The 19,089-nt window shown below is 70.3% G+C and carries 24 protein-coding genes, 1 tRNA gene and 1 riboswitch; of the genes, 16 read left to right on the forward strand and 9 right to left on the reverse strand.

What is annotated here, in order from left to right:
* Positions 1 to 112 precede the first annotated feature (112 nt).
* Entirely contained in the window at positions 113 to 415 is a 303-nt protein-coding gene (locus K7B10_RS25265) for a hypothetical protein (RefSeq protein ID WP_048475574.1), read from the forward strand.
* Between the two features lie 47 nt (positions 416 to 462).
* Here the strand turns inward: K7B10_RS25265 and K7B10_RS25270 are convergent, their stop codons facing one another.
* Positions 463 to 1,065, reverse strand: a complete 603-nt coding sequence (locus tag K7B10_RS25270) for a nicotinamidase (RefSeq protein ID WP_229339360.1) — start codon at positions 1,063 to 1,065, stop codon at positions 463 to 465.
* 109 nt (positions 1,066 to 1,174) lie between these two features.
* Positions 1,175 to 2,503, reverse strand: a complete 1,329-nt coding sequence (locus K7B10_RS25275; protein ID WP_229339362.1) for a nicotinate phosphoribosyltransferase — start codon at positions 2,501 to 2,503, stop codon at positions 1,175 to 1,177.
* An 81-nt stretch (positions 2,504 to 2,584) separates the two neighbouring features.
* Here K7B10_RS25275 and clpS point away from each other — a divergent pair, with 81 nt between their 5' ends.
* The 7 genes from clpS to K7B10_RS25305 all read left to right on the forward strand — a co-directional run bounded on the left by clpS (position 2,585) and on the right by K7B10_RS25305 (position 7,291).
* Positions 2,585 to 2,899: an ATP-dependent Clp protease adapter ClpS gene (clpS, locus tag K7B10_RS25280; protein ID WP_229339364.1), complete on the forward strand. Its 315-nt coding sequence runs from the start codon at positions 2,585 to 2,587 to the stop codon at positions 2,897 to 2,899.
* A complete protein-coding gene (locus K7B10_RS25285) occupies positions 2,899 to 3,519 on the forward strand; it encodes a DUF2017 domain-containing protein (RefSeq protein ID WP_229339366.1) in 621 nt (206 codons plus the stop codon). Before clpS ends, K7B10_RS25285 begins: the two co-directional genes overlap by 1 nt.
* Positions 3,520 to 3,836: 317 nt before the next feature.
* Positions 3,837 to 5,297, forward strand: coding sequence for an amino acid permease (locus tag K7B10_RS25290; protein ID WP_229339368.1), 1,461 nt, complete (start codon positions 3,837 to 3,839; stop codon positions 5,295 to 5,297).
* Positions 5,298 to 5,373: 76 nt separating this feature from the next.
* Entirely contained in the window at positions 5,374 to 5,796 is a 423-nt protein-coding gene (locus K7B10_RS25295; RefSeq protein WP_229339370.1) for a M67 family metallopeptidase, read from the forward strand.
* Positions 5,797 to 5,873: 77 nt separating this feature from the next.
* Positions 5,874 to 5,981 carry a putative leader peptide gene (locus K7B10_RS41660; protein WP_324603773.1) on the forward strand — a complete coding sequence of 36 codons (108 nt, stop codon included), beginning with the start codon at positions 5,874 to 5,876 and terminating at the stop codon, positions 5,979 to 5,981.
* Positions 5,982 to 6,062: 81 nt separating this feature from the next.
* Positions 6,063 to 6,341, forward strand: a complete 279-nt coding sequence (locus tag K7B10_RS25300; RefSeq protein WP_229339372.1) for a MoaD/ThiS family protein — start codon at positions 6,063 to 6,065, stop codon at positions 6,339 to 6,341.
* The gene (locus K7B10_RS25305; protein WP_229339374.1) at positions 6,341 to 7,291 is read left to right on the forward strand and encodes a PLP-dependent cysteine synthase family protein; all 951 of its coding nucleotides are present in this window, start codon (positions 6,341 to 6,343) and stop codon (positions 7,289 to 7,291) included. The genes K7B10_RS25300 and K7B10_RS25305 overlap by 1 nt, the downstream gene beginning before the upstream one ends.
* A gap of 76 nt (positions 7,292 to 7,367) precedes the next feature.
* Here K7B10_RS25305 and K7B10_RS25310 read toward each other — a convergent pair whose 3' ends face one another.
* Both K7B10_RS25310 and K7B10_RS25315 read right to left on the reverse strand, forming a co-directional pair.
* Positions 7,368 to 7,718 (reverse strand): DUF488 domain-containing protein, encoded by a 351-nt coding sequence (locus K7B10_RS25310; protein WP_229339376.1) that lies wholly within the window; start codon positions 7,716 to 7,718, stop codon positions 7,368 to 7,370.
* Complete coding sequence (locus tag K7B10_RS25315) at positions 7,715 to 8,134, reverse strand: hypothetical protein (RefSeq protein WP_229339378.1); 420 nt, start codon at positions 8,132 to 8,134, stop codon at positions 7,715 to 7,717. Before K7B10_RS25315 ends, K7B10_RS25310 begins: the two co-directional genes overlap by 4 nt.
* 205 nt (positions 8,135 to 8,339) lie before the next feature.
* Between K7B10_RS25315 and K7B10_RS25320 the strand changes: the two genes are divergently transcribed.
* Entirely contained in the window at positions 8,340 to 9,092 is a 753-nt protein-coding gene (locus tag K7B10_RS25320) for an MBL fold metallo-hydrolase (RefSeq protein ID WP_229339380.1), read from the forward strand.
* Positions 9,093 to 9,175: 83 nt separating this feature from the next.
* Here K7B10_RS25320 and K7B10_RS25325 read toward each other — a convergent pair whose 3' ends face one another.
* The gene (locus K7B10_RS25325) at positions 9,176 to 10,432 is read right to left on the reverse strand and encodes a PTS transporter subunit EIIC (protein ID WP_229339382.1); all 1,257 of its coding nucleotides are present in this window, start codon (positions 10,430 to 10,432) and stop codon (positions 9,176 to 9,178) included.
* 238 nt (positions 10,433 to 10,670) lie between these two features.
* Positions 10,671 to 11,972 (reverse strand): PTS transporter subunit EIIC, encoded by a 1,302-nt coding sequence (locus K7B10_RS25330; protein WP_229339384.1) that lies wholly within the window; start codon positions 11,970 to 11,972, stop codon positions 10,671 to 10,673.
* Positions 11,973 to 12,099: 127 nt separating this feature from the next.
* Here K7B10_RS25330 and K7B10_RS25335 point away from each other — a divergent pair, with 127 nt between their 5' ends.
* The 4 genes from K7B10_RS25335 (at position 12,100) to rdgB (ending at position 14,430) form a co-directional block, all read left to right on the forward strand.
* Complete coding sequence (locus tag K7B10_RS25335; protein WP_267501465.1) at positions 12,100 to 12,405, forward strand: PTS sugar transporter subunit IIB; 306 nt, start codon at positions 12,100 to 12,102, stop codon at positions 12,403 to 12,405.
* A gap of 117 nt (positions 12,406 to 12,522) precedes the next feature.
* Complete coding sequence (rph, locus tag K7B10_RS25340) at positions 12,523 to 13,248, forward strand: ribonuclease PH (protein ID WP_030299875.1); 726 nt, start codon at positions 12,523 to 12,525, stop codon at positions 13,246 to 13,248.
* 145 nt (positions 13,249 to 13,393) lie between these two features.
* Entirely contained in the window at positions 13,394 to 13,780 is a 387-nt protein-coding gene (locus K7B10_RS25345; protein ID WP_229339386.1) for a hypothetical protein, read from the forward strand.
* A gap of 44 nt (positions 13,781 to 13,824) precedes the next feature.
* Entirely contained in the window at positions 13,825 to 14,430 is a 606-nt protein-coding gene (gene rdgB / locus K7B10_RS25350; RefSeq protein WP_229339388.1) for an RdgB/HAM1 family non-canonical purine NTP pyrophosphatase, read from the forward strand.
* Positions 14,431 to 14,486: 56 nt separating this feature from the next.
* Here rdgB and K7B10_RS25355 read toward each other — a convergent pair.
* A tRNA-Leu gene (locus K7B10_RS25355) sits at positions 14,487 to 14,573 on the reverse strand.
* Between the two features lie 250 nt (positions 14,574 to 14,823).
* Positions 14,824 to 15,291 (reverse strand): thioredoxin-dependent thiol peroxidase, encoded by a 468-nt coding sequence (gene bcp / locus K7B10_RS25365; protein ID WP_229339390.1) that lies wholly within the window; start codon positions 15,289 to 15,291, stop codon positions 14,824 to 14,826.
* 108 nt (positions 15,292 to 15,399) lie between these two features.
* Here bcp and K7B10_RS25370 point away from each other — a divergent pair, with 108 nt between their 5' ends.
* From K7B10_RS25370 to K7B10_RS25380, 3 genes are all read left to right on the forward strand, one after another.
* Complete coding sequence (locus tag K7B10_RS25370; protein ID WP_030866493.1) at positions 15,400 to 15,717, forward strand: DUF3618 domain-containing protein; 318 nt, start codon at positions 15,400 to 15,402, stop codon at positions 15,715 to 15,717.
* A 94-nt stretch (positions 15,718 to 15,811) separates the two neighbouring features.
* Entirely contained in the window at positions 15,812 to 16,114 is a 303-nt protein-coding gene (locus K7B10_RS25375; protein WP_229345391.1) for a GroES family chaperonin, read from the forward strand.
* 59 nt (positions 16,115 to 16,173) lie between these two features.
* Positions 16,174 to 16,252, forward strand: a riboswitch (guanidine-III (ykkC-III) riboswitch).
* Between the two features lie 31 nt (positions 16,253 to 16,283).
* Entirely contained in the window at positions 16,284 to 16,604 is a 321-nt protein-coding gene (locus K7B10_RS25380; protein WP_030158619.1) for a DMT family transporter, read from the forward strand.
* A 24-nt stretch (positions 16,605 to 16,628) separates the two neighbouring features.
* Here K7B10_RS25380 and K7B10_RS25385 read toward each other — a convergent pair whose 3' ends face one another.
* Positions 16,629 to 19,082 (reverse strand): transglycosylase domain-containing protein, encoded by a 2,454-nt coding sequence (locus tag K7B10_RS25385; protein WP_229339392.1) that lies wholly within the window; start codon positions 19,080 to 19,082, stop codon positions 16,629 to 16,631.
* Positions 19,083 to 19,089 lie beyond the last annotated feature (7 nt).

Below are 19,089 nucleotides of genomic sequence, written 5' to 3' on the forward strand. Positions count from 1 at the left end.
TCGGTAAAACTGCAGGTCAAAGCATGATCGGCCGTCGCCCTCTAGCGGGCGGCGGCCGTTCGCGTTTAGATGCGGGTGCGAGTTTTTCTTATTGACGGGGGAGCTGAAGATCATGCCCGGTGGAGGTTTCGTCAGATTGCCAGGCGGCAGCGTGGTGGTCGCGCTCACGCTGCCGAGGCCCTGCGGCGAGGGCGGAAACGTCCGCGTGCTGGTCCACGCCGCGAACCGGGCCCGCGCCCTGACCAGGCTGCGGAACCTCGGGATGCGGGCGGTGTACCTGCGCGGCAACGCACAGCCGCCGACCCCGGACGAGGTCACGGCCGTCCTGCACCACCCGGACGGCCTGCTCTGGCGCGGCGCCCCGGACCGGGCCCAGGAGCTCTGGCACCCGATCCGGGCCCTGCTGGGGCGCTAGCCGCCCGGTGCGGGACCCCGCCGGACCCGCGGGCCCCGCCGGGCCCCCTACGGGGCCTGGCGGGGGCTCTCGCCGATCAGCTTGACGCCGGCCGAGCGGAGCTCCTCCACCGCCCGGGAGGTCGTGTGAGGGGCCACGGCGGCCGTCAGGTCGAGCAGCACGCGGGTGGCGAAGCCCTCGCGGGCGGCGTCGAGGGCCGTGGCCCGTACGCAGTGGTCGGTGGCGATCCCGACGACATCGACCTCGGTGACCTGCCGCTCGCGCAGCCACTGCGCGAGCCGGGTGCCGTTCTCGTCGGCGCCCTCGAAACCGCTGTACGCGGCCGCGTACGCGCCCTTGTCGAAGACGGCGGCGACGGCGCCGGACGCGACGGCGGGGGCGAAGTTCGGGTGGAACCCGACGCCCTCGGTGCCGGCGACGCAGTGGACCGGCCAGGAGGTCTCGTAGTCCGGCTCGGCCGGGGGGTGCGCGAAGTGCGACCCGGGGTCGACGTGGTGGTCGCGGGTCGCCACCACGTGCCGGTAGCCGGCCGTGGCCTGGCCGATCAGCTCGGTGATCGCGGCGGCGACGTCGGCCCCGCCGGTGACCGCGAGGCTGCCGCCCTCGCAGAAGTCGTTCTGTACGTCGACGACGATCAGTGCGCGGTGCATGTCGCGTGTCCTTCGGTTGTCGTGTGTGCCGCTGCGCGGGCTCTTCCCCCGCCCCGCCCCTCCCCGAAACCGGGGGCGGCGCCTCCGGCTCCGGGGTCCCCGCGCGGAGCTACGCGTACTCCGTCGGGATGACGGCCTCGCCCCGCGACAGCTGCGTCGCGGAGAGCGGCAGGCTCGCGAGGGCCTCGCGGTGCCGGTCGCGCGCGGCCTCCAGGGACTCCCGCGCCACCACTTCGCCCGCCTTCACCAGCTGGACCAGGAGCTGGGTGTCCGCGAGCGGCGCCGGGACCGCGCCGGTCCCGACGACCTCCGCCTCCGCGACGCCCTCCGCGTCCGTCCGCCGCGCCGCCCACTTGCGGCCGCCGATCGAGGTCTTCCCGCCCGAGGACTTCTTCGCCACCGGCACCAGCGGCGCCTTCGGGTCCGCCGAAGCCGCCCGCGCCACCAGCTTGTAGACCATCGAGCACGTCGGGTGCCCGCTGCCCGTCACCAGCTGCGTGCCGACCCCGTAGGCGTCCACCGGAGCCGCCGCCAGCGAGGCGATCGCGTACTCGTCGAGGTCGGAGGTGACCACGATCTTCGTCCCCGTCGCCCCCAGCTCGTCGAGCTGCTGGCGCACGCGGTGGGCGACCAGCAGCAGGTCGCCGGAGTCGATCCGGACCGCGCCGAGCCCCGTGCCGGCGATCTCGACGGCCGTCCGTACGGCCTCGGCCACGTCGTAGGTGTCCACCAGGAGCGTGGTGCCGCTGCCCAGCGAGGCCACCTGGGCCTGGAAGGCGTCCCGCTCGGTGTCGTGCACCAGCGTGAAGGCGTGTGCCGAGGTCCCGACCGTCGGGATCCCGTACCGGAACCCGGCCGCCAGGTCCGAGGTGGAGGTGAAGCCGCCGACGTACGCGGCCCGCGAGGCGGCCACCGCGGCCAGCTCGTGCGTGCGCCGCGCGCCCATCTCGATCAGGGGCCGTCCGCCGGCCGCCGAGGCCATCCGGGAGGCCGCGGCCGCGATCGCCGAGTCGTGGTTCAGGATCGACAGGATCACGGTCTCCAGCAGCACGCACTCGGCGAAGCTGCCCTCGACGCGCAGGAGCGGCGAGCCGGGGAAGTAGACCTCGCCCTCCGGGTAGCCCCAGATGTCGCCCGAGAAGCGGTACGAGGCCAGCCAGTCCAGCGTCCGCATGTCGACGACGGCCCGCTCGCGCAGGAACTCCAGGACGGCCGTGTCGAAGCGGAAGTTCTCCACCGCGTCCAGGACGCGGCCGGTGCCCGCCACCACGCCGTAGCGGCGCCCCTCGGGCAGCCGCCGGGTGAAGACCTCGAAGACCGACCGGCGGTCGGCGGTGCCGTTCGCCAGGGCGGCCTGCAGCATCGTGAGCTCGTAATGATCCGTGAAGAGCGCTGTCGACGGCACGTCCACCGGCAGGCCCAGGTCCGCAGGGTTCATGTCCCGGATGCTAGCGCACATTTCGTCAAAGTGACGAGATCTCGGGACCCGTTTGTGCGACCGACCGGTCGCAGTGGCAGCATGGGACGAGTGAGTGTTGCTCCCATTGAGATCGAACGCACCGAGTCGGCCGAAGAGACCTTCGCGGTCCCCGAACCCGACGTCCCCTGGGTGACCCTGGTGCACAACGACCCGGTCAACCTCATGAGCTACGTGACGTACGTGTTCCAGGCGTACTTCGGCTATTCGAAGGACAAGGCGCACAAGCTGATGCTCGACGTCCACCACAAGGGGCGGGCGGTCGTGTCCAGCGGCACCCGCGAGGAAATGGAGCGCGACGTGCAGGCCATGCACGGGTACGGCCTGTGGGCGACCCTCTCCCAGGACCGCTTCTGATGGGGCGCTCCGCCGGGATGTTCGAAGCCCTGAAGGGCGGCGGCGCCGCCATCGCGCTGGACGGGATCGAGATCTCCATCCTGCGTTCGCTGGCCGTGCAGCTGCTGGAGCTCATCGGGCCGGGCGCGCCCGAGCCCGAGGAGGACGCCGACCCGCTGGCCGTGCTGTTCGCCGAGGGCAACCAGGGGCCCACCGAGCGCCCCTCCGACCCCGCGCTGATCCGCCTCTTCCCCGACGCCTACGGCGGCCCCGGCCCCGAGGACCGGAAGGTGGACCCGGCCGAGCTGGCCGCCCGGTCGGCGGAGTTCCGCCGTTTCACCGAGAACGACCTGCGCACCCGCAAGCGGGAGGACGCGCTGGCCGTCGTACGGAGCCTGGACGGGCTCGCCCCCGAAGGTGACGAAGGGTCGGCCGTGCTGGAGCTCACCGGAGAGCTCCCGCTGCGCTGGCTGGGCGCGCTCAACGACCTGCGCCTGACGATCGCCGCCCGTCTGGACATCACCGAGGACGACGAGAGCGCGGTGCTCTTCCGGCTGCCGGACGACGATCCGCGCAAGCCGATGGTGATGGCGTACCTGTGGCTCGGGGGCCTCCAGGAGACGCTCGTCGAAACGCTCTGAGAACTCCGCCGGCGCGAACGCTGTTCGCTCAGCGGACGCTCAAATCCGGATAACGATCAGATCACCGCGATGTGGTGATCTGATGCGTTTCAGGACCCATGTTCCGAATTTCTTGTGCCGCACATCACTTTTCCGCGCCCCGGCCCCCCGTGAGCCCGTGATAGATCTTCACGACCGCCGCGGGGCGCCACCCATGTCCCCGGCCCGCTTGAACCGGCTGACCGCCGGGTGCAACTCCATCCGTATCCGGGGGGATCGAGGACCCGATCCGCTGCCTTCGAAGGCGCGGGTCGGCGTGGAGAAAGGCGCACCAAGACATGACCTCTGTGCAGGTCGAGCAGCACGACAAGACGCCCGGCGAGGGCGCCGCGGCCGAGGGTGGCGAGGGATACCACCGCGCACTCGGAGCCCGCCAGATCCAGATGATCGCGATCGGCGGAGCCATCGGCACCGGCCTCTTCCTGGGCGCCGGCAAGGCGATCTCGAAGGCGGGCCCCAGCCTGATCCTGGCCTACGCCATCGCGGGCCTGGTCATCTTCTTCATCATGCGCGCCCTCGGCGAGCTGCTGATGTACCGCCCGGTCTCGGGCTCCTTCTCGGACTACGCCCGGGAGTTCCTCGGCCCCTTCTGGGGGTACGCGACCGGCTGGACGTACTGGCTCTTCTGGGTGGTCACCGGCATCACCGAGGTGACCGCGGCGGCCAAGTACATGTCGTACTGGACCCACGACAGCTTCCCGCAGTGGGCCTACGCGCTGATCTTCACGGTCATCCTCTACACCGCCAACCTGATCTCGGTGAAGCTCTTCGGCGAGCTCGAGTTCTGGTTCTCCATGGTCAAGGTCACCGCCATCGTCGGCATGATCCTGATCTGCGCCGGCATCCTCACCGTCGGCTTCTCCGACGCCGCCGCGACCGCCTCCGTCTCCAACCTCTGGAGCGACCGCGGCTTCTTCCCGAACGGCATCGGCGAGACGCTGATGACGCTCCAGATCGTCATGTTCGCCTTCCTGGCGGTCGAGCTGGTCGGCGTCACCGCCGGCGAGTCCAAGGACCCCGAGAAGACCCTGCCCAAGGCCATCAACACCGTGCCGTGGCGCATCGCCGTCTTCTACGTCGGCGCGCTCATCATGATCATGTCGGTCATCCCGTGGTCCAACTTCAAGGCGGGCGAGAGCCCGTTCGTGCTGGCCTTCGAGAAGATGGGCCTCGGCGTCGGCGCCGCGATCGTCAACTTCGTCGTGCTGACCGCCGCGCTCTCCTCCTGCAACTCGGGCATGTACTCCACCGGCCGCATGCTGCGCGACCTCGCGCTCAACGGCCAGGGCCCGAAGTTCTTCACCAAGCTCACCAAGAGCGGCACCCCGCTCGTGGGCACCACCTTCTCCGCCGCGCTGATGCTGGTGGGCGTCTGGATCAACTACGTCGCCCCGGGCAAGGCCTTCGACTACGTCGTCTCCTTCGCCACCATCTCCGGCATGTGGGCCTGGATCATGATCCTGGTCTGCCAGATCCGCTACCGCGCCAAGGCCGACCGCGGCGAGCTGCCGCAGTCCCCCTTCCGCGCCCCCGGCGCCCCGTGGACCAGCTGGTTCGCCCTGCTGTTCATCGGCATGGTCATCGTGATGATGGGCATCGACAAGGACTCCCGCGTCTCGCTGTACTGCGCGCCGCTGTGGGGCCTGATCCTGGGCGTCTCGTACCTGGTGCTCAAGAAGCGCAACCCGGCCGGAGCCGCGTTCAACAAGGCCGACAGGACCTCGGAGCCGGTCGCCTGACCGATCCTGTCCAGCATCCGGGCCCTCCCGTACCACGCCTCGGTACGGGAGGGCCCGTCTGCTTATCCTGTCGACCATGCTGACCCTCACCCAGGCGCTGTACGACCGGATCGTCGAGCACGCCCGCAAGGACCACCCCGACGAAGCCTGCGGCGTCGTGGCCGGACCGGCCGGCACCGACCGCCCCGAGCGGTTCGTCCCGATGCTCAACGCGGCCCGCTCGCCCACGTTCTACGAGTTCGACTCGAAGGACCTGCTGAAGCTCTACCGCGAGCTCGACGACCGGGACGAGGAGCCCGTGATCGTCTACCACTCGCACACCGCGACCGAGGCCTACCCCTCCCGTACGGACGTCACGTACGCGAACGAGCCCGGCGCCCACTACGTCCTGGTCTCCACGGCGGACACCGACGGCCTCGGCGAGTTCCAGTTCCGCTCGTACCGGATCGTCGAAGGCGTCATCACGGAGGAAGAAGTGCAGGTCGTAGAGGCCTACTGACCACGATGTGAGCGGTTTGCGTCCACGATGCGGGATCACACTCCAAACGGGGGACCGGGAATCGTTAACATGACCGCATGGTTCCCCACGACGTGAGCATCGAGACGCCCGGCAGGCTACTGCTCGTGGCGCGGCTGCACGTCGATCTGTGCCGTCTCGCCAGCAGCATCTGTCCTGCCGCCTGAGCACCACAGCCCCTCGCGCGGGGGCCCTTGCGCCGCGCGCCGTTTCCGCCCCTCCCGCTTACTTCACCACTGGAGCCTGCCATGGCCATCGAGGTCCGCATCCCCACCATCCTCCGCACCTACACCGACGGCGAGAAGGCCGTCAGCGGTGAGGGCACCACCCTGTCCGAGCTCTTCGCGGACCTGGAGACGCGCCACAAGGGCATTGAGGAGCGCATCGTCGACGGCGGCAAGCTGCGCCGCTTCGTGAACGTCTACCTCAACGACGAGGACGTCCGCTTCCTGGACGGCATCTCCACCGCCCTCAAGGACGGCGACAACGTCACCATCCTCCCGGCGGTCGCCGGCGGCTCCGTCTGATGCGCTACGACTCCCCGCTGGCCGCGGTCGGTAACACGCCGCTCGTCCGGCTGCCCCGGCTGTCGCCCTCGGACGACGTCCGCATCTGGGCCAAGCTGGAGGACCGCAACCCGACCGGCTCGATCAAGGACCGCCCCGCGCTCCACATGGTCGAACAGGCCGAGAGGGACGGCCGGCTGACCCCCGGCTGCACGATCCTGGAGCCGACGTCGGGCAATACCGGCATCTCGCTGGCGATGGCGGCCAAGCTCAAGGGCTACCGGATCGTGTGCGTCATGCCCGAGAACACCTCTCAGGAGCGGCGCGACCTGCTGGCCATGTGGGGAGCCGAGATCATCTCTTCGCCGGCGGCGGGCGGGTCGAACACCGCGGTCCGGGTGGCCAAGGAGCTCGCGGCGGAGCACCCCGACTGGGTGATGCTCTACCAGTACGGCAACCCGGACAACGCGGGCGCCCACTACGCGACGACCGGCCCCGAGATCCTGCGGGACCTCCCCTCGATCACCCACTTCGTGGCGGGCCTGGGCACGACGGGCACCCTGATGGGCGTGGGCCGCTACCTGCGCGAGCACGTGCCGGGCGTACGGATCGTCGCGGCGGAGCCGCGGTACGACGACCTGGTCTACGGCCTGCGCAACCTCGACGAGGGGTTCGTCCCGGAGCTGTACGACGCCTCGGTCCTGACGACCCGCTTCTCGGTGGGATCGGCGGACGCGGTGACGCGCACCCGTGAACTCCTCCAGCAGGAGGGCATCTTCGCGGGCGTCTCCACCGGCGCCGCCCTGCACGCGGCGATCGGCGTGGGCCGCAAGGCGGTCGCGGCCGGGGAGAGCGCTGACATCGTCTTCGTCGTGGCCGACGGCGGCTGGAAGTACCTCTCGACGGGCGTCTACACGGCGAAGACGACGGAAGAGGCGATCGAAACCCTCCAGGGCCAGCTCTGGGCGTAGGGGGCGGGCAGGGCGGGGCGGGGAGGCGGCGCCGGGCAGCGGTCCGGCCGCCCGGCCCGCTCCACCGGCCGGGGCGTCAGCGGGACAGCAGCTCCGCCAGGACGGCGGCGTGACTCGACGCCGGGTCCTTGACCGCCGTCAGCAGGGTGACCGGCCCCGCCTCGGCCAGGGCGCGCAGCCGCCGGAGCTCCGCCACCGCCTCCGGCCCCGCCAGCTCCGCCTCGTAGCGGACCCGGAACTCCTGCGGCGAGCCCCCGCCCCCGTGGAACCACTTCCGCAGCTCCCCGGACGGGGTCACCGCCTTCGGCCACTCGTCCACCTCGGCCACCGCCTTCGCCAGGCCCCGCGGCCACAGCCGGTCCACGAGGACCCGCACGCCGTCGGCCCCCGGCTCCGGGGGGTCGTACACGCGCCGCAACCGGATCACGCGCCACCTCCGAGTCCCTTGACCTCGTCCCACACCGCGGGATCCAGGACTCCCAGCCGGGCGGCGAACTCCCACACCCACACCTCCGCCGGCCGGTCCGCCTCCAGGAAGCCCGCCCGGCCCTGCGCCCCGACCGTCCCCGGCGGCAGCGGGATCACCCCGGCCCGCCGGTCGTCGTACTTCCCGGTGATCCACGCGACCCGCGCCCGGTGGGCCCGTACGGACGCCACCGCCAGCACCAGGCACAGCCGCCCGTCCTTGAGGGACCACAGCTCACCGGCCCGCGGCTGCGGAGCCGCGCCCGGCCCGTGCGGCGGCGGGGTCCGCCGGGCGAGTCCCGGCCGCCGCCCCGCGACCAGCACCACCAGCACCACGGCCACCACCGCGGCCGCCGCGGGCCACCAGGACGTGTCCATATACCGAAGGTAGCCGCGCCCGCGCACCCCGGCACGGCACGGCACCGGCACGTCCGTGCCCACCGTCGCTCCCCCGGGTGACAGCACAGGTGATTCCCCCCACAACGGCCTGCCGCGGAGGAGCGACCTGACGTTTCGCGCCTTACGCTCGACCCACGCACGGCCCGCATTCCGTCCACGGACCGTCCCCGGAGGTTCTCGCTCCATGAAGCTCACCGTCGTCGGCTGCTCGGGGTCGTTCCCGTCCGCGGAATCGGCCTGCTCGAGCTACCTCGTCGAGGCCGACGGCTTCCGGCTGCTCCTCGACATGGGCAACGGCGCCCTGGGCGAGCTGCAGCGCCACGTCGGTCTCTACGACCTCGACGCGATCTTCCTGAGCCATCTGCACGCCGACCACTGCATCGACATGTGCGCGTACTTCGTCGCCCGGTTCTACCGCCACGAGGGCGGACGGTGCGCCGCGATCCCCGTCTACGGCCCCGAGGGCACCGAGAAGCGCCTGACGACCGCCTACGACGACGTCCCCGACGAGCGCTCCATGAGCGAGGTCTTCGACTTCCGGAACCTGAAGTCCGGCAGCTTCGAGATCGGCCCGTTCACGGTCCGCACCGAACGCGTCAGCCACCCCGTCGAGGCCTACGGCATCCGCGTCGAGCACGGCGGCCGCTCCCTGACGTACTCCGGCGACACGGGTGTCTGCCCCGAACTGGGGATGCTGGCCGAGGGCACGGACCTCTTCCTGTGCGAGGCCTCCTTCACGCACGGCAAGGAGGACGTCCCGGGCCTCCACCTCAACGGCCGCGAGGCCGGGGAGTTCGCGCACGGCGGCCGGGTCGGCCGGCTGGTCCTCACGCACATCCCGCCGTGGACCGACGCCGGCCAGAACCTGGCCGACGCCCGCGCCGTCTACGGGGGCCCGGTGGACGTGGCGTACGCGGGCGCCGTCTACGAGGTCTGAGCGAGGCGTTCCGGCTCCGCGCACGAGGAAGCCCCCGCCCTCCCGGAAGGGGAGAGCGGGGGCTTCGCCGTACGCGGGTGCGCCTACTTGGCCTCGGCCTTGAGCAGCTCGGCGAGCTCCTCGTCGGACTCGCGGCCCGGCGTCGGGAGGTTGAACTTCGTGATCGCGAAGCGGAAGACCACGTAGTAGACCGCGGCGAAGCACAGGCCCACGACCGCCAGGCCCAGCGGGTTGGTGGCCTTGCCCAGGTTCAGCAGGTAGTCGATGGCGCCGGCGGAGAAGCCGAAGCCGTCCTTCATGCCCAGACCCCACGTCAGGGCCATGGAGACACCGGTCAGCACCGCGTGGATCGCGTACAGGACCGGGGCGATGAACATGAACGTGAACTCGATCGGCTCGGTCACACCGGTGACGAAGGAGGTCAGCGCGAGGGAGAACATCATGCCGCCGACGACCTTGCGGCGCTCGGGGCGGGCGCAGTGCACGATCGCGAGGCAGGCGGCCGGGAGGGCGAACATCATGATCGGGAAGAAGCCGGTCATGAACTGTCCGGCGCTCGGGTCACCGGCCAGGAAGCGGGAGATGTCGCCGCTCTTGCCCTGGAACTCGCCGGCCTGGAACCACGGGAAGGAGTTCAGCAGGTGGTGCATGCCGACCGGGATCAGCGCACGGTTGGCGACACCGAAGATGCCCGCGCCGACGGCGCCGGAGCCGACGAGCCACTCACCGAAGCTGTGCAGACCCGTGCCGAGGACCGGCCAGATCAGGCCGAAGACGATGCCGATGACGAGACCGGCGAAGGCCGAGAGGATCGGGACCAGACGGCGGCCACCGAAGAAGCCCGCCCACTCGGGCAGCTTGGTCCGGTAGAACTTCTGGTAGATCAGGGCGACCACGATGCCCATGACGACACCGCCGAGCACCTTGGCGTCGACCGGGGCGTCGATCATGACGACCTTGCCGTCGACGGCCTTGGCCACCTTCGGCAGGTTCGAGTCGGTGAACGTGGCGAGCACGTTCTTGAAGACCAGGTAGCCGGTCACCGCGGCGAGCGCGGTCGAGCCGTCGGACTTCTTGGCGAAGCCGATCGCGATGCCCACGGCGAACAGCAGCGCCATGTTGTCGAGGATCGCACCACCGCCGGCGGACATGTATCCGGCTATCTTGGTCAGGAACGTCGGCAGCGAGGGATCGCCGAGCATGTCCTTGTCGCCGAGACGGACGAGCAGCGCGGCGGCCGGGAGCACCGCAACGGGGAGCATGAGGCTCCGGCCGATGCGCTGCATGACGGCCATCACGCCCGCGCCCTTCTTCTTTTCCGCAGCGGTGGCTGTGGACATGAGGTTCCTCCAGAAGGCAAGGCGCCGCCCAGCGAGTGCAACGGGGGATGGCGGCGTCTCAAAATGGGGGTACGCGAGCTCCGGACCGGGCTTGCGTGGTCTACACCAATGGGTGGTGTAGACCAGTTGTAGCATGGTCGGGGATAGATAAGGAACCTTCGATTTCCTGTGGTCTACACCACACGTGCGGAAGGCCCCCGGATCCGTGGATCCGGGGGCCTCGCGCGGTGCGGGTCCGTTACGCCTTCGTGTTCTCCGCCTCCATCGCCGCGATCTCTTCGTCCGACTCGCGTCCGGGGGTCGGGATGTTGAACTTCGTGATCGCGAAGCGGAAGACGGCGTAGTACACCGCCGCGAAACACAGGCCGATCGGGATGATCAACAGCGGCTTCGTCGCCAGGCCGAAGTTGATGACGTAGTCGATCAGACCCGCCGAGAAGCTGAAGCCGTCGTGGACGCCCAGTGCCCACGTCACCGCCATCGACACGCCCGTCAGCACCGCGTGGATCGCGTACAGCACCGGTGCCACGAAGAGGAACGAGTACTCCAGCGGCTCGGTGATGCCGGTGACGAAGGACGTCAGGGCCACCGACAGCATCAGACCGCCGACCTCCTTGCGCCGGGCCGGCTTCGCGCAGTGCGTGATCGCCAGCGCCGCCGCGGGCAGCGCGAACATCATGATCGGGAAGAAGCCGCTCAGGAACTGCCCCGCGTTCGGGTCGCCCGCCAGGAACATGTTGATGTCTCCGTGCACCGTCTGCCCGTCCGGCTTGGTGTAGCTGCCGAACTGGAACCACACCGGCACGTTCAGGAACTGGTGCAGGCCGATCACCAGCAGCGCGCGGTTGGCCACGCCGAAGATTCCGGCACCCCAGGAGCCCAGTCCCACCAGCCAGTCGGAGAAGCTCTCCAGCGCGCTGCCGACCGGCGGCCAGATCCACAGGCAGAGCGCCGCGAACCCGATCGCCACGAAGGACATGATGATCGGGACCAGGCGGCGGCCGTTGAAGAAGCCCAGCCAGTCGACCAGCTTGACCCGGTGGAAGCGCTGCCAGAACCAGGCGGCGAGCAGGCCCATGATGATGCCGCCGAACACTCCGGGGTTCTGGTACGTGAACTCCACGAAGGTGTTGTTCGGCCCCAGGCAGCCGCCGCCGATGTCCGCGGTGCCGACCGGGCAGATGTTGGGGAAGGCGTGCAGCACGCCCCGGTAGACGAGGAAGCCCGCCACCGCCGCGAGGGCCGTCGAGCCGTCGGCCTTCTTGGCCATGCCGATCGCGACACCGATGCAGAAGAGCAGCGGCAGGCCGAGGTCCGCGTTCAGCAGGGCGCCGCCCGCCGCCACCATCACCTTGGACACGATGGTCCATTTCAGGCCGTCCTCGCCGAAGACGCCGGGCTGCCCGAGCCCGTTGAGGAGCCCGGCCGCGGGCAGCACCGCGATCGGCAGCTGCAGGCTCCGCCCCATCTTCTGCAGCCCCGGGTACAAGCCGCTCCACCACTTCCGCTGCGGTGCTGCTGGGGCGCTGCTCGCACTCATCGGCGTCCTCCCTGAACGGCCCGTTTTGGCAGGGGCAGCACGTGCGGCACACTGGTGTAGACCAGTTACGGGGCAGGCTGCTGCTGATCGTCATGATTCGGCAGACCCCGGTCATGCGCTCGCGTAGATGGGCCAACCGTGCGTTACCGTGACAAAGCGGATTGCGCAGGTCGTTCTTCGTAGAACTCAGGGAGAAAACATGGCCACCAAGGCTGAGAAGATCGTCGCCGGGCTCGGCGGCATCGACAACATCGAAGAGGTCGAGGGCTGCATCACCCGCCTGCGCACCGAGGTCAAGGACCCCGCACTGGTCGACGAGGCCGCGCTGAAGGCCGCCGGCGCCCACGGCGTCGTCAAGATGGGCACCGCGATCCAGGTCGTCATCGGCACCGACGCCGACCCGATCGCCGCCGACATCGAAGACATGATGTGAGCTGAGCTCCCGCTCGAACCTCCGCCAGACCCCGTACCGGACCCACCCGGACGGGGTCTTCGCGTACCCGTTCCCAGGGGTGTCTTACCGATCAGGCCACCGACTAGGCTCGGACGCATGTCTCGCATCGACGGCCGTACGCCCGAACAGCTCCGCCCGGTCACCATCGAACGCGGATGGAGCAAGCACGCCGAGGGCTCCGTCCTCATTTCCTTCGGTGACACCAAGGTCTTCTGCACCGCCTCCTTCACCGAAGGCGTCCCGCGCTGGCGCAAGGGCAGCGGCGAAGGCTGGGTCACCTCCGAGTACTCGATGCTGCCCCGCTCCACCAACACCCGCGGCGACCGCGAATCCGTACGCGGCAAGATCGGCGGCCGCACCCACGAGATCTCCCGCCTCATCGGCCGCTCCCTGCGCGCCGTCATCGACTACAAGGCGCTGGGCGAGAACACCATCGTCCTGGACTGCGACGTCCTCCAGGCCGACGGCGGCACCCGTACCGCCGCCATCACCGGCGCCTACGTGGCCCTGGCCGACGCCGTGGCCTGGGGCCAGCAGAAGAAGCTGATCAAGGCCGGCCGCAAGCCGCTCACCGGCACCGTCGCCGCCGTCAGCGTCGGCATCGTGGACGGCGTCCCGCTGCTCGACCTCTGCTACGAGGAGGACGTGCGCGCCGAGACCGACATGAACGTGGTCTGCACCGGCGACGGCCGCTTCGTCGAGGTCCAGGGCACCGCCGAGGGCGAGCCGTTCGACCGCAAGGAGCTCAACGCCCTCCTGGACCTGGCCGCCGGCGGCTGCGCCGACCTGGAGGCCATCCAGCTGGGCGCGCTCCAGCTGTAGGCACGCCTCCGGGCAGCCCCCGGGCAGCCCCCGGGCGGCAGTGAGAACCGCGGGGGCCGCCGGTGCGTCCCCCTGGATACGGGCGCACGGTGTCAAAGCCGTGCGCCCGTCCTCGCATCCGTGTCGATTACTGGGAGACCCGAACATGAACCCGAAGCACCGCATAGCGGCGGTCGTGCTCGCAGCGGCTCTCGCCGTACCGGCGCTGACGTCCTGTGACGCGATCTCGACGGCGATGGACTGCGCGAACACGGCCGTGGCGATCACGGACGGGGCCAACGACCTCCAGCAGGCGGTCTCGCAGGCAGGCAACAGCCCGCAGGACGCCCAGAACGCGCTGAACCAGATCGAGACGAACCTCAAGAAGGTCGGCGACCAGACGGACAACGCCGATCTGAGCAAGGCCGTCTCCTCCATGACCACGGCGGTGAAGAACGTCCGCACGGCCATCGAGAACGGCAACGCCAACCCGGACATCCAGCCGGTCGCCGACGCGGCGAAGGAACTCTCGAAGGTCTGCACCCCGGGCTGACGGGCGCCCGGAACCGGGGATCGGCGGCGCGGGATAATGGCGGCATGAGCAGCCGCCTGATCCTCGCCACCCGCAACGCGGGCAAAATCGCCGAGCTCCACGCCATCCTGTCCGACGCCGGCCTGCCGCACGAGCTGGTCGGCGCGGACGCGTACCCGCAGGTCCCGGACGTCAAGGAGACCGGCGTCTCCTTCGCCGAGAACGCCCTCCTCAAGGCGCACGCCCTGGCCCGGGCCACCGGCCTGCCGGCGATCGCCGACGACTCCGGCCTCTGCGTGGACGTCCTGAACGGCGCCCCCGGCATCTTCTCGGCGCGGTGGGCGGGCAAGCACGGCGACGACCGGGCGAACCTGGACCTGCTGCTGGCCCAGCTCGGGGACATCGCCGACGAGCACCGCGGAGCCCACTTCGCGTGCGCGGCGGCCCTCGCCCTCCCGGACGGCACCGAACGCGTGGTCGAAGGCCGCCTCCCGGGCACCCTCCGCCACGCCCCGGCGGGCACGGGCGGCTTCGGCTACGACCCGATCCTCCAGGTCGAGGGCACCACCCGCACCTGCGCGGAACTCACCCCGGCGGAAAAGAACGCCATCTCCCACCGCGGCCAGGCCTTCCGCGCCCTGCTCCCCTTCATCCGCGCCCTGGTCGGCTGAGGGTCCGCACGCGGAGAAGGCCCCGTGCGCGGTGTCCGCGTACGGGGCCTTCTCGCTGGTGCGGTTGGGGGGACTCGAACCCCCACGGGTTTTACCCCACTGGGACCTAAACCCAGCGTGACTGCCAATTCCACCACAACCGCGACATATTCATCAATTCGGACATCAGGCCCGGCTTGCCGCGCCCAGTGTACGGCGGCGCCGCCTCAATCGGCGACTGGCCCTCGCCGCCCTCCGCGACGCCACGCGTCCGCCGTCGCATGGCAGTTGGGGCGCGGCGGCCGGAGGTTCTCCCGGCGGTCGTCGCCCCGGTCCCCGTCGGTGTGGTCGACCTCCGAGCGGAGCGGCCCGCACCGGGAGGGTGCGGGCCGCTGCCGGGAAGGGCGGGATCCGTCAGACGCCCAGGTCCTTGATGATCTTGGCGACGTGGCCCGTGGCCTTGACGTTGTAGAGGGCCCGTTCGACCTTGCCCTCCTCGTCCACGATCACCGTGGAGCGGATGACACCCGTCACCGTCTTGCCGTACAGCTTCTTCTCGCCGTACGCGCCGTAGGCCTCCAGTACCTGCTTGTCCGGGTCGCCGACCAGGGTGACCTTCAGGTGCTCCTTCTCGCGGAACTTCGCCAGCTTCTCCGGCTTGTCCGGGGACACGCCGATCACGTCGTAGCCGGCCTCGGCCAGCACCGACAGGTTGTCCGTGAAATCGCAGGCCTGCTTCGTGCAACCCGGCGTCAGCGCAGCCGGGTAGAAGTACACGATCACCTTGCGGCCCTTGTGGTCGGCGAGCGAGACCTCGTTGCCGTCCGCGTCGGGCAGGGTGAAGGCGGGGGCGGTGTCGCCCGGCTGGAGTCGCTCGCTCATGTCAACAGTCTCCTCGGGAGGGGATCGGTACGGTCCGAGACTAAGCTGACAGACTGTTCATGGTGGGCTACGCCCCCTATCCGACCCGACGACGACGGAGGCAGCGCGGTGCCCGAAGCCAGGACCCCCGCACAGATCGAGGCGGACATCGTCCGCCGCCGCGAGGAGCTCGCCGAAACGCTCGACGAGATCGGCGTGCGCCTGCACCCGACGACGATCATCGGGGACGCGAAGGCCAGGGTCGTCTCGACCGTGGACCACACCGCCGGGCGTGCCGTCGTCGCCGTGAACCGCCTCCTGACGGACGTACGGGACGGCCTGCGCCACGAGGACGGCGCCCCGCGCTACGAGCGGATCGCACCCGTCGCGCTGCTCGCGGCCGGTGTGATCGGCCTGCTCGTGGTGTCGGCCCGGCGCAAGCGCTGATGGCCCTGCGGCACACGGGCCGGGCGCGGGCGGGTAGGTTCGTGACGTGAGCGAAGACACCAAGACCACCACCCACGACAAGCTGCCCATCCGCATGCTGCACGACCGTGTGCTCGTGAAGTCCGACTCGCCGGAGGGCGAGCGGCGCTCGGGCGGCGGCATCCTGATCCCGGCGACCGCTGCCGTGGGCAAGCGGCTGGCCTGGGCCGAGGTGGTCGCGGTCGGGCAGAACGTACGCAGTGTGGAGCCGGGTGACCGGGTGCTCTACGACCCGGAGGACCGGGCCGAGGTCGAGGTGCGGGGTGCCACGTACGTGCTGATGCGCGAGCGGGACCTGCACGCCGTGGCCGCGGAGCGGCTGGAGGGGGCCAAGGACTCCACCGGGCTCTATCTGTAAGCGCTGTCCGCAAGCGTGCGAAAGGGCCGGTGACCGGTGTCACCGGCCCTTTCGCACGGGCTTTGCTACGGTGGTGGGGAACCCCCGACGAGACGCGCCGTACCGGGTAGCTGTTGCTGGACGACAAGACGACGCACCCCGTTCGCTCTCGTTTCCGGAGGTGCCCGTCATGGCCTGGGTTCTGCTTCTCGTCGCCGGTCTGCTCGAAGTCGGCTGGTCGATCGGTATGAAGTTCACGGAGGGCTTCACACGGCTGTGGCCCAGCGTGTTCACCGGTGCCGGGATCGTCGCCAGCATGGTGCTGCTCTCGTACGCCGCCAAGACCCTGCCCATCGGTACCGCGTACGGCGTATGGGTGGGCATCGGCGCGGCCGGCGCCGCGGTGCTCGGGATGGCGGTGCTGGGTGAGCCCGTCACCGCCGCCCGGATCTTCTTCATCTGCCTGCTGCTGGTCGCCGTGGTGGGGCTGAAGGCGACCTCCGGTCACTGACCCCCGCCCCCCTTCCGGGGGCGGCTACTCCAGGTACTCCGACGACGGGCGGCTGCGCAGGCCGCCCGTCACGCCGCCCGGGGCGCCCGCCGTCGAGCCCGTCGTGGCGCCGCCGGTCGTCCCCGCACTCGTTCCGGCGGAGGTGCCCGCGTCGCTCTGGCCCGCTGTGGTGTCGCCCTCCGGGGTCTGGCCCCCGGTGGTCTGCCCCTGGTTCTGGCCCTGGCTCTGACCCTGGCTGCGCCCGCCCTGGTCCTGGCCGCCGGTGGGCGGCGTCGGCCGGCCCGGGCGGTTCGGCCTGCTCGGCGGGGCCGGGGACTGCGGGGTGCTCTCGTCCTCCGACGGCTCCGGGCTGCTCGGGACGAACGGCGGCGGGGACGGAGCCGCGCCCGGCTGGAGATCGAGGTCGAAGTCCAGGGGGTCGCTGTTCTCCAGGGCCGACTTCGTGTACTGCGCCCAGATCCGCGCCGGGTACCCGCCGCCCCCGATGCGGGCCTCGCCGAGCGCCCCGTACAGGGATTCCAGGGCGCCCGTATCCGGGTCCTGACCCATCATCGAGACGACCGTGACCAGGTCCGGGGTGTACGCCGCGAACCAGGCGGAGCGGTCCAGTTCGCCGGTGCCGGTCTTGCCGGCGGCCGGGTGCCCGGCGGCGAGGGCCGCCGTACCGGTGCCGTTGTCGACGACGCTGACCAGCATGGACGTGGTGGTGTCGGCGGCTTCGCGGCTGATGGCCTGCTTCGGGGTGCGGTCGGGCAGGTGGACGTCGTCGTCGCCCTTCTCGATCTTCTCGACGAGGGTGTAGGGGGTGTGGCGGCCGTGGTCGGCGAGGGTCGCGTAGGCCTGGGTCATGTCCAGGACGCTGGCCTGCATGGTGCCCAGCGCCATGGCCGGACCGGCGTCGAAGTTCGGGGTGTCCTCGGGGATGCCGAGGTCGATCGCGGTCTGCTTGACCTTGGCGGTGCCGACGTCGACGACCATCTGCGCGAAGACGGCGTTGACGGAGAGGTCGGTGGCGGTGTTGACGGTGATGTTCCCGTACGAGATCTGCCCTTCGTTCTCAGGGGCGTACGGGGTCCGGGTGCCGACCACGCGGCGCTTGTTGTCGCCGTTGTAGAGGGTGTTGGGGGTGATCAGGCGGCCGTCCTGGGTGCGGGAGTCGTTCTCGACGGCGGACGCGAACACGAACGGCTTGAAGGTGGACGCCACCTGGTAGTCGTGCCGGGTCGCGTTGTTGACGTACTGCTTGGTGTAGTCGATGCCCCCGTACATGGCGACGACCTTGCCGGTGGCCGGGTCGATGGAGACCCCGCCGGCCCGTACCACCCGGTCGGCCTTGCGCTTCTCCGGGTCGAGCTCGCCGGCCATCTTCTCGTCGACGGCCTCGACGAAGGCGTTCTCCCGGCGCTTGTCGATGGTGGTGGTGATGCGGTAGCCGCCCTCGGCGAGGGTCTTCTCGTCGAGGATCTTGTGATCGACGATGTAGTCCTTCACGGCCTCGACGAGATAGCCGCGCTGGCCCGAGAGCCCGGCGGCCGGGCGGACCTTGCCGGGTTCGGGGAAGCGGATGGCGGCCCGCTCGGCCGCGGGCAGCCACTGCTTCTTGACCATGCCGTCGAGTACGTAGTTCCAGCGGGCGAGCGCGCGCTCGCGGCTCTGGGGGTGGGCGACGACGTCGAAGGCGCTGGGGGAGTTGAGGAGGGTGGCGAGGTACGCGCCCTCGGCCGTGGTGAGTTTGTCGACGTCCTTGCCGTAGTAGGCCTGGGCGGCGGCCTGGATGCCGTACGCGTTGCGGCCGAAGTAGCTGGTGTTGAGGTAGCCCTCCAGGATGTAGTCCTTCGACTTCTCGCGACCGAGCTTGATCGCGATGAAGAACTCCTTGACCTTGCGCTTGATGGTCTGTTCCTGGCCCAGGTAGTAGTTCTTGACGTACTGCTGGGTGATGGTGGAGCCGGACTGGGTGCCCTTGCCGGTCGCCGTGTTCCAGGCGGCGCGGACCATGGCCTTGGGGTCGACGGCCCGCTCGGAGTGGAAGTCCCGGTCCTCCGCGGCCAGTACGGCCTCCTGGACGGTGCGGGGGATCTGCGAGAGCGGGACGTTGACGCGGTTCACCTCGCCGTCACGGGCGAGCTGGGAGCCGTCGGCGTACAGGTAGAGATTGGACTGGGCGGTCGCGGCGGCGTTGGCGGGCGGGATGTGGACCAGCAGGTAGCCGGCGACGAACGCGCCGACGATCAGCAGGCCGAGCAGCACGACGGTGGCGAGGACCACGCGCCAGGTGGGGACGAGGCGGCGCCAGCCGGTCCGCTTCCGTCTCCGCGCGGCCCTCTTGGCGGCTCGGCGGGCCTGCCGGTCACCGGCCGGCTTCTGGGCGTTCTGTGACGGCTGCGGCTGCGGCTGCGCCTGCCCTGCCGGCTGCTGCCCTGCGGGGGTGTCCGGGTCACGAGGGGTCCAGCCCGGTGGTGGTGACTGGTCGCTCATCGCCAGG

The organism is Streptomyces flavotricini, assembly GCF_020639365.1.
Lineage (GTDB): Bacteria > Actinomycetota > Actinomycetes > Streptomycetales > Streptomycetaceae > Streptomyces > Streptomyces flavotricini.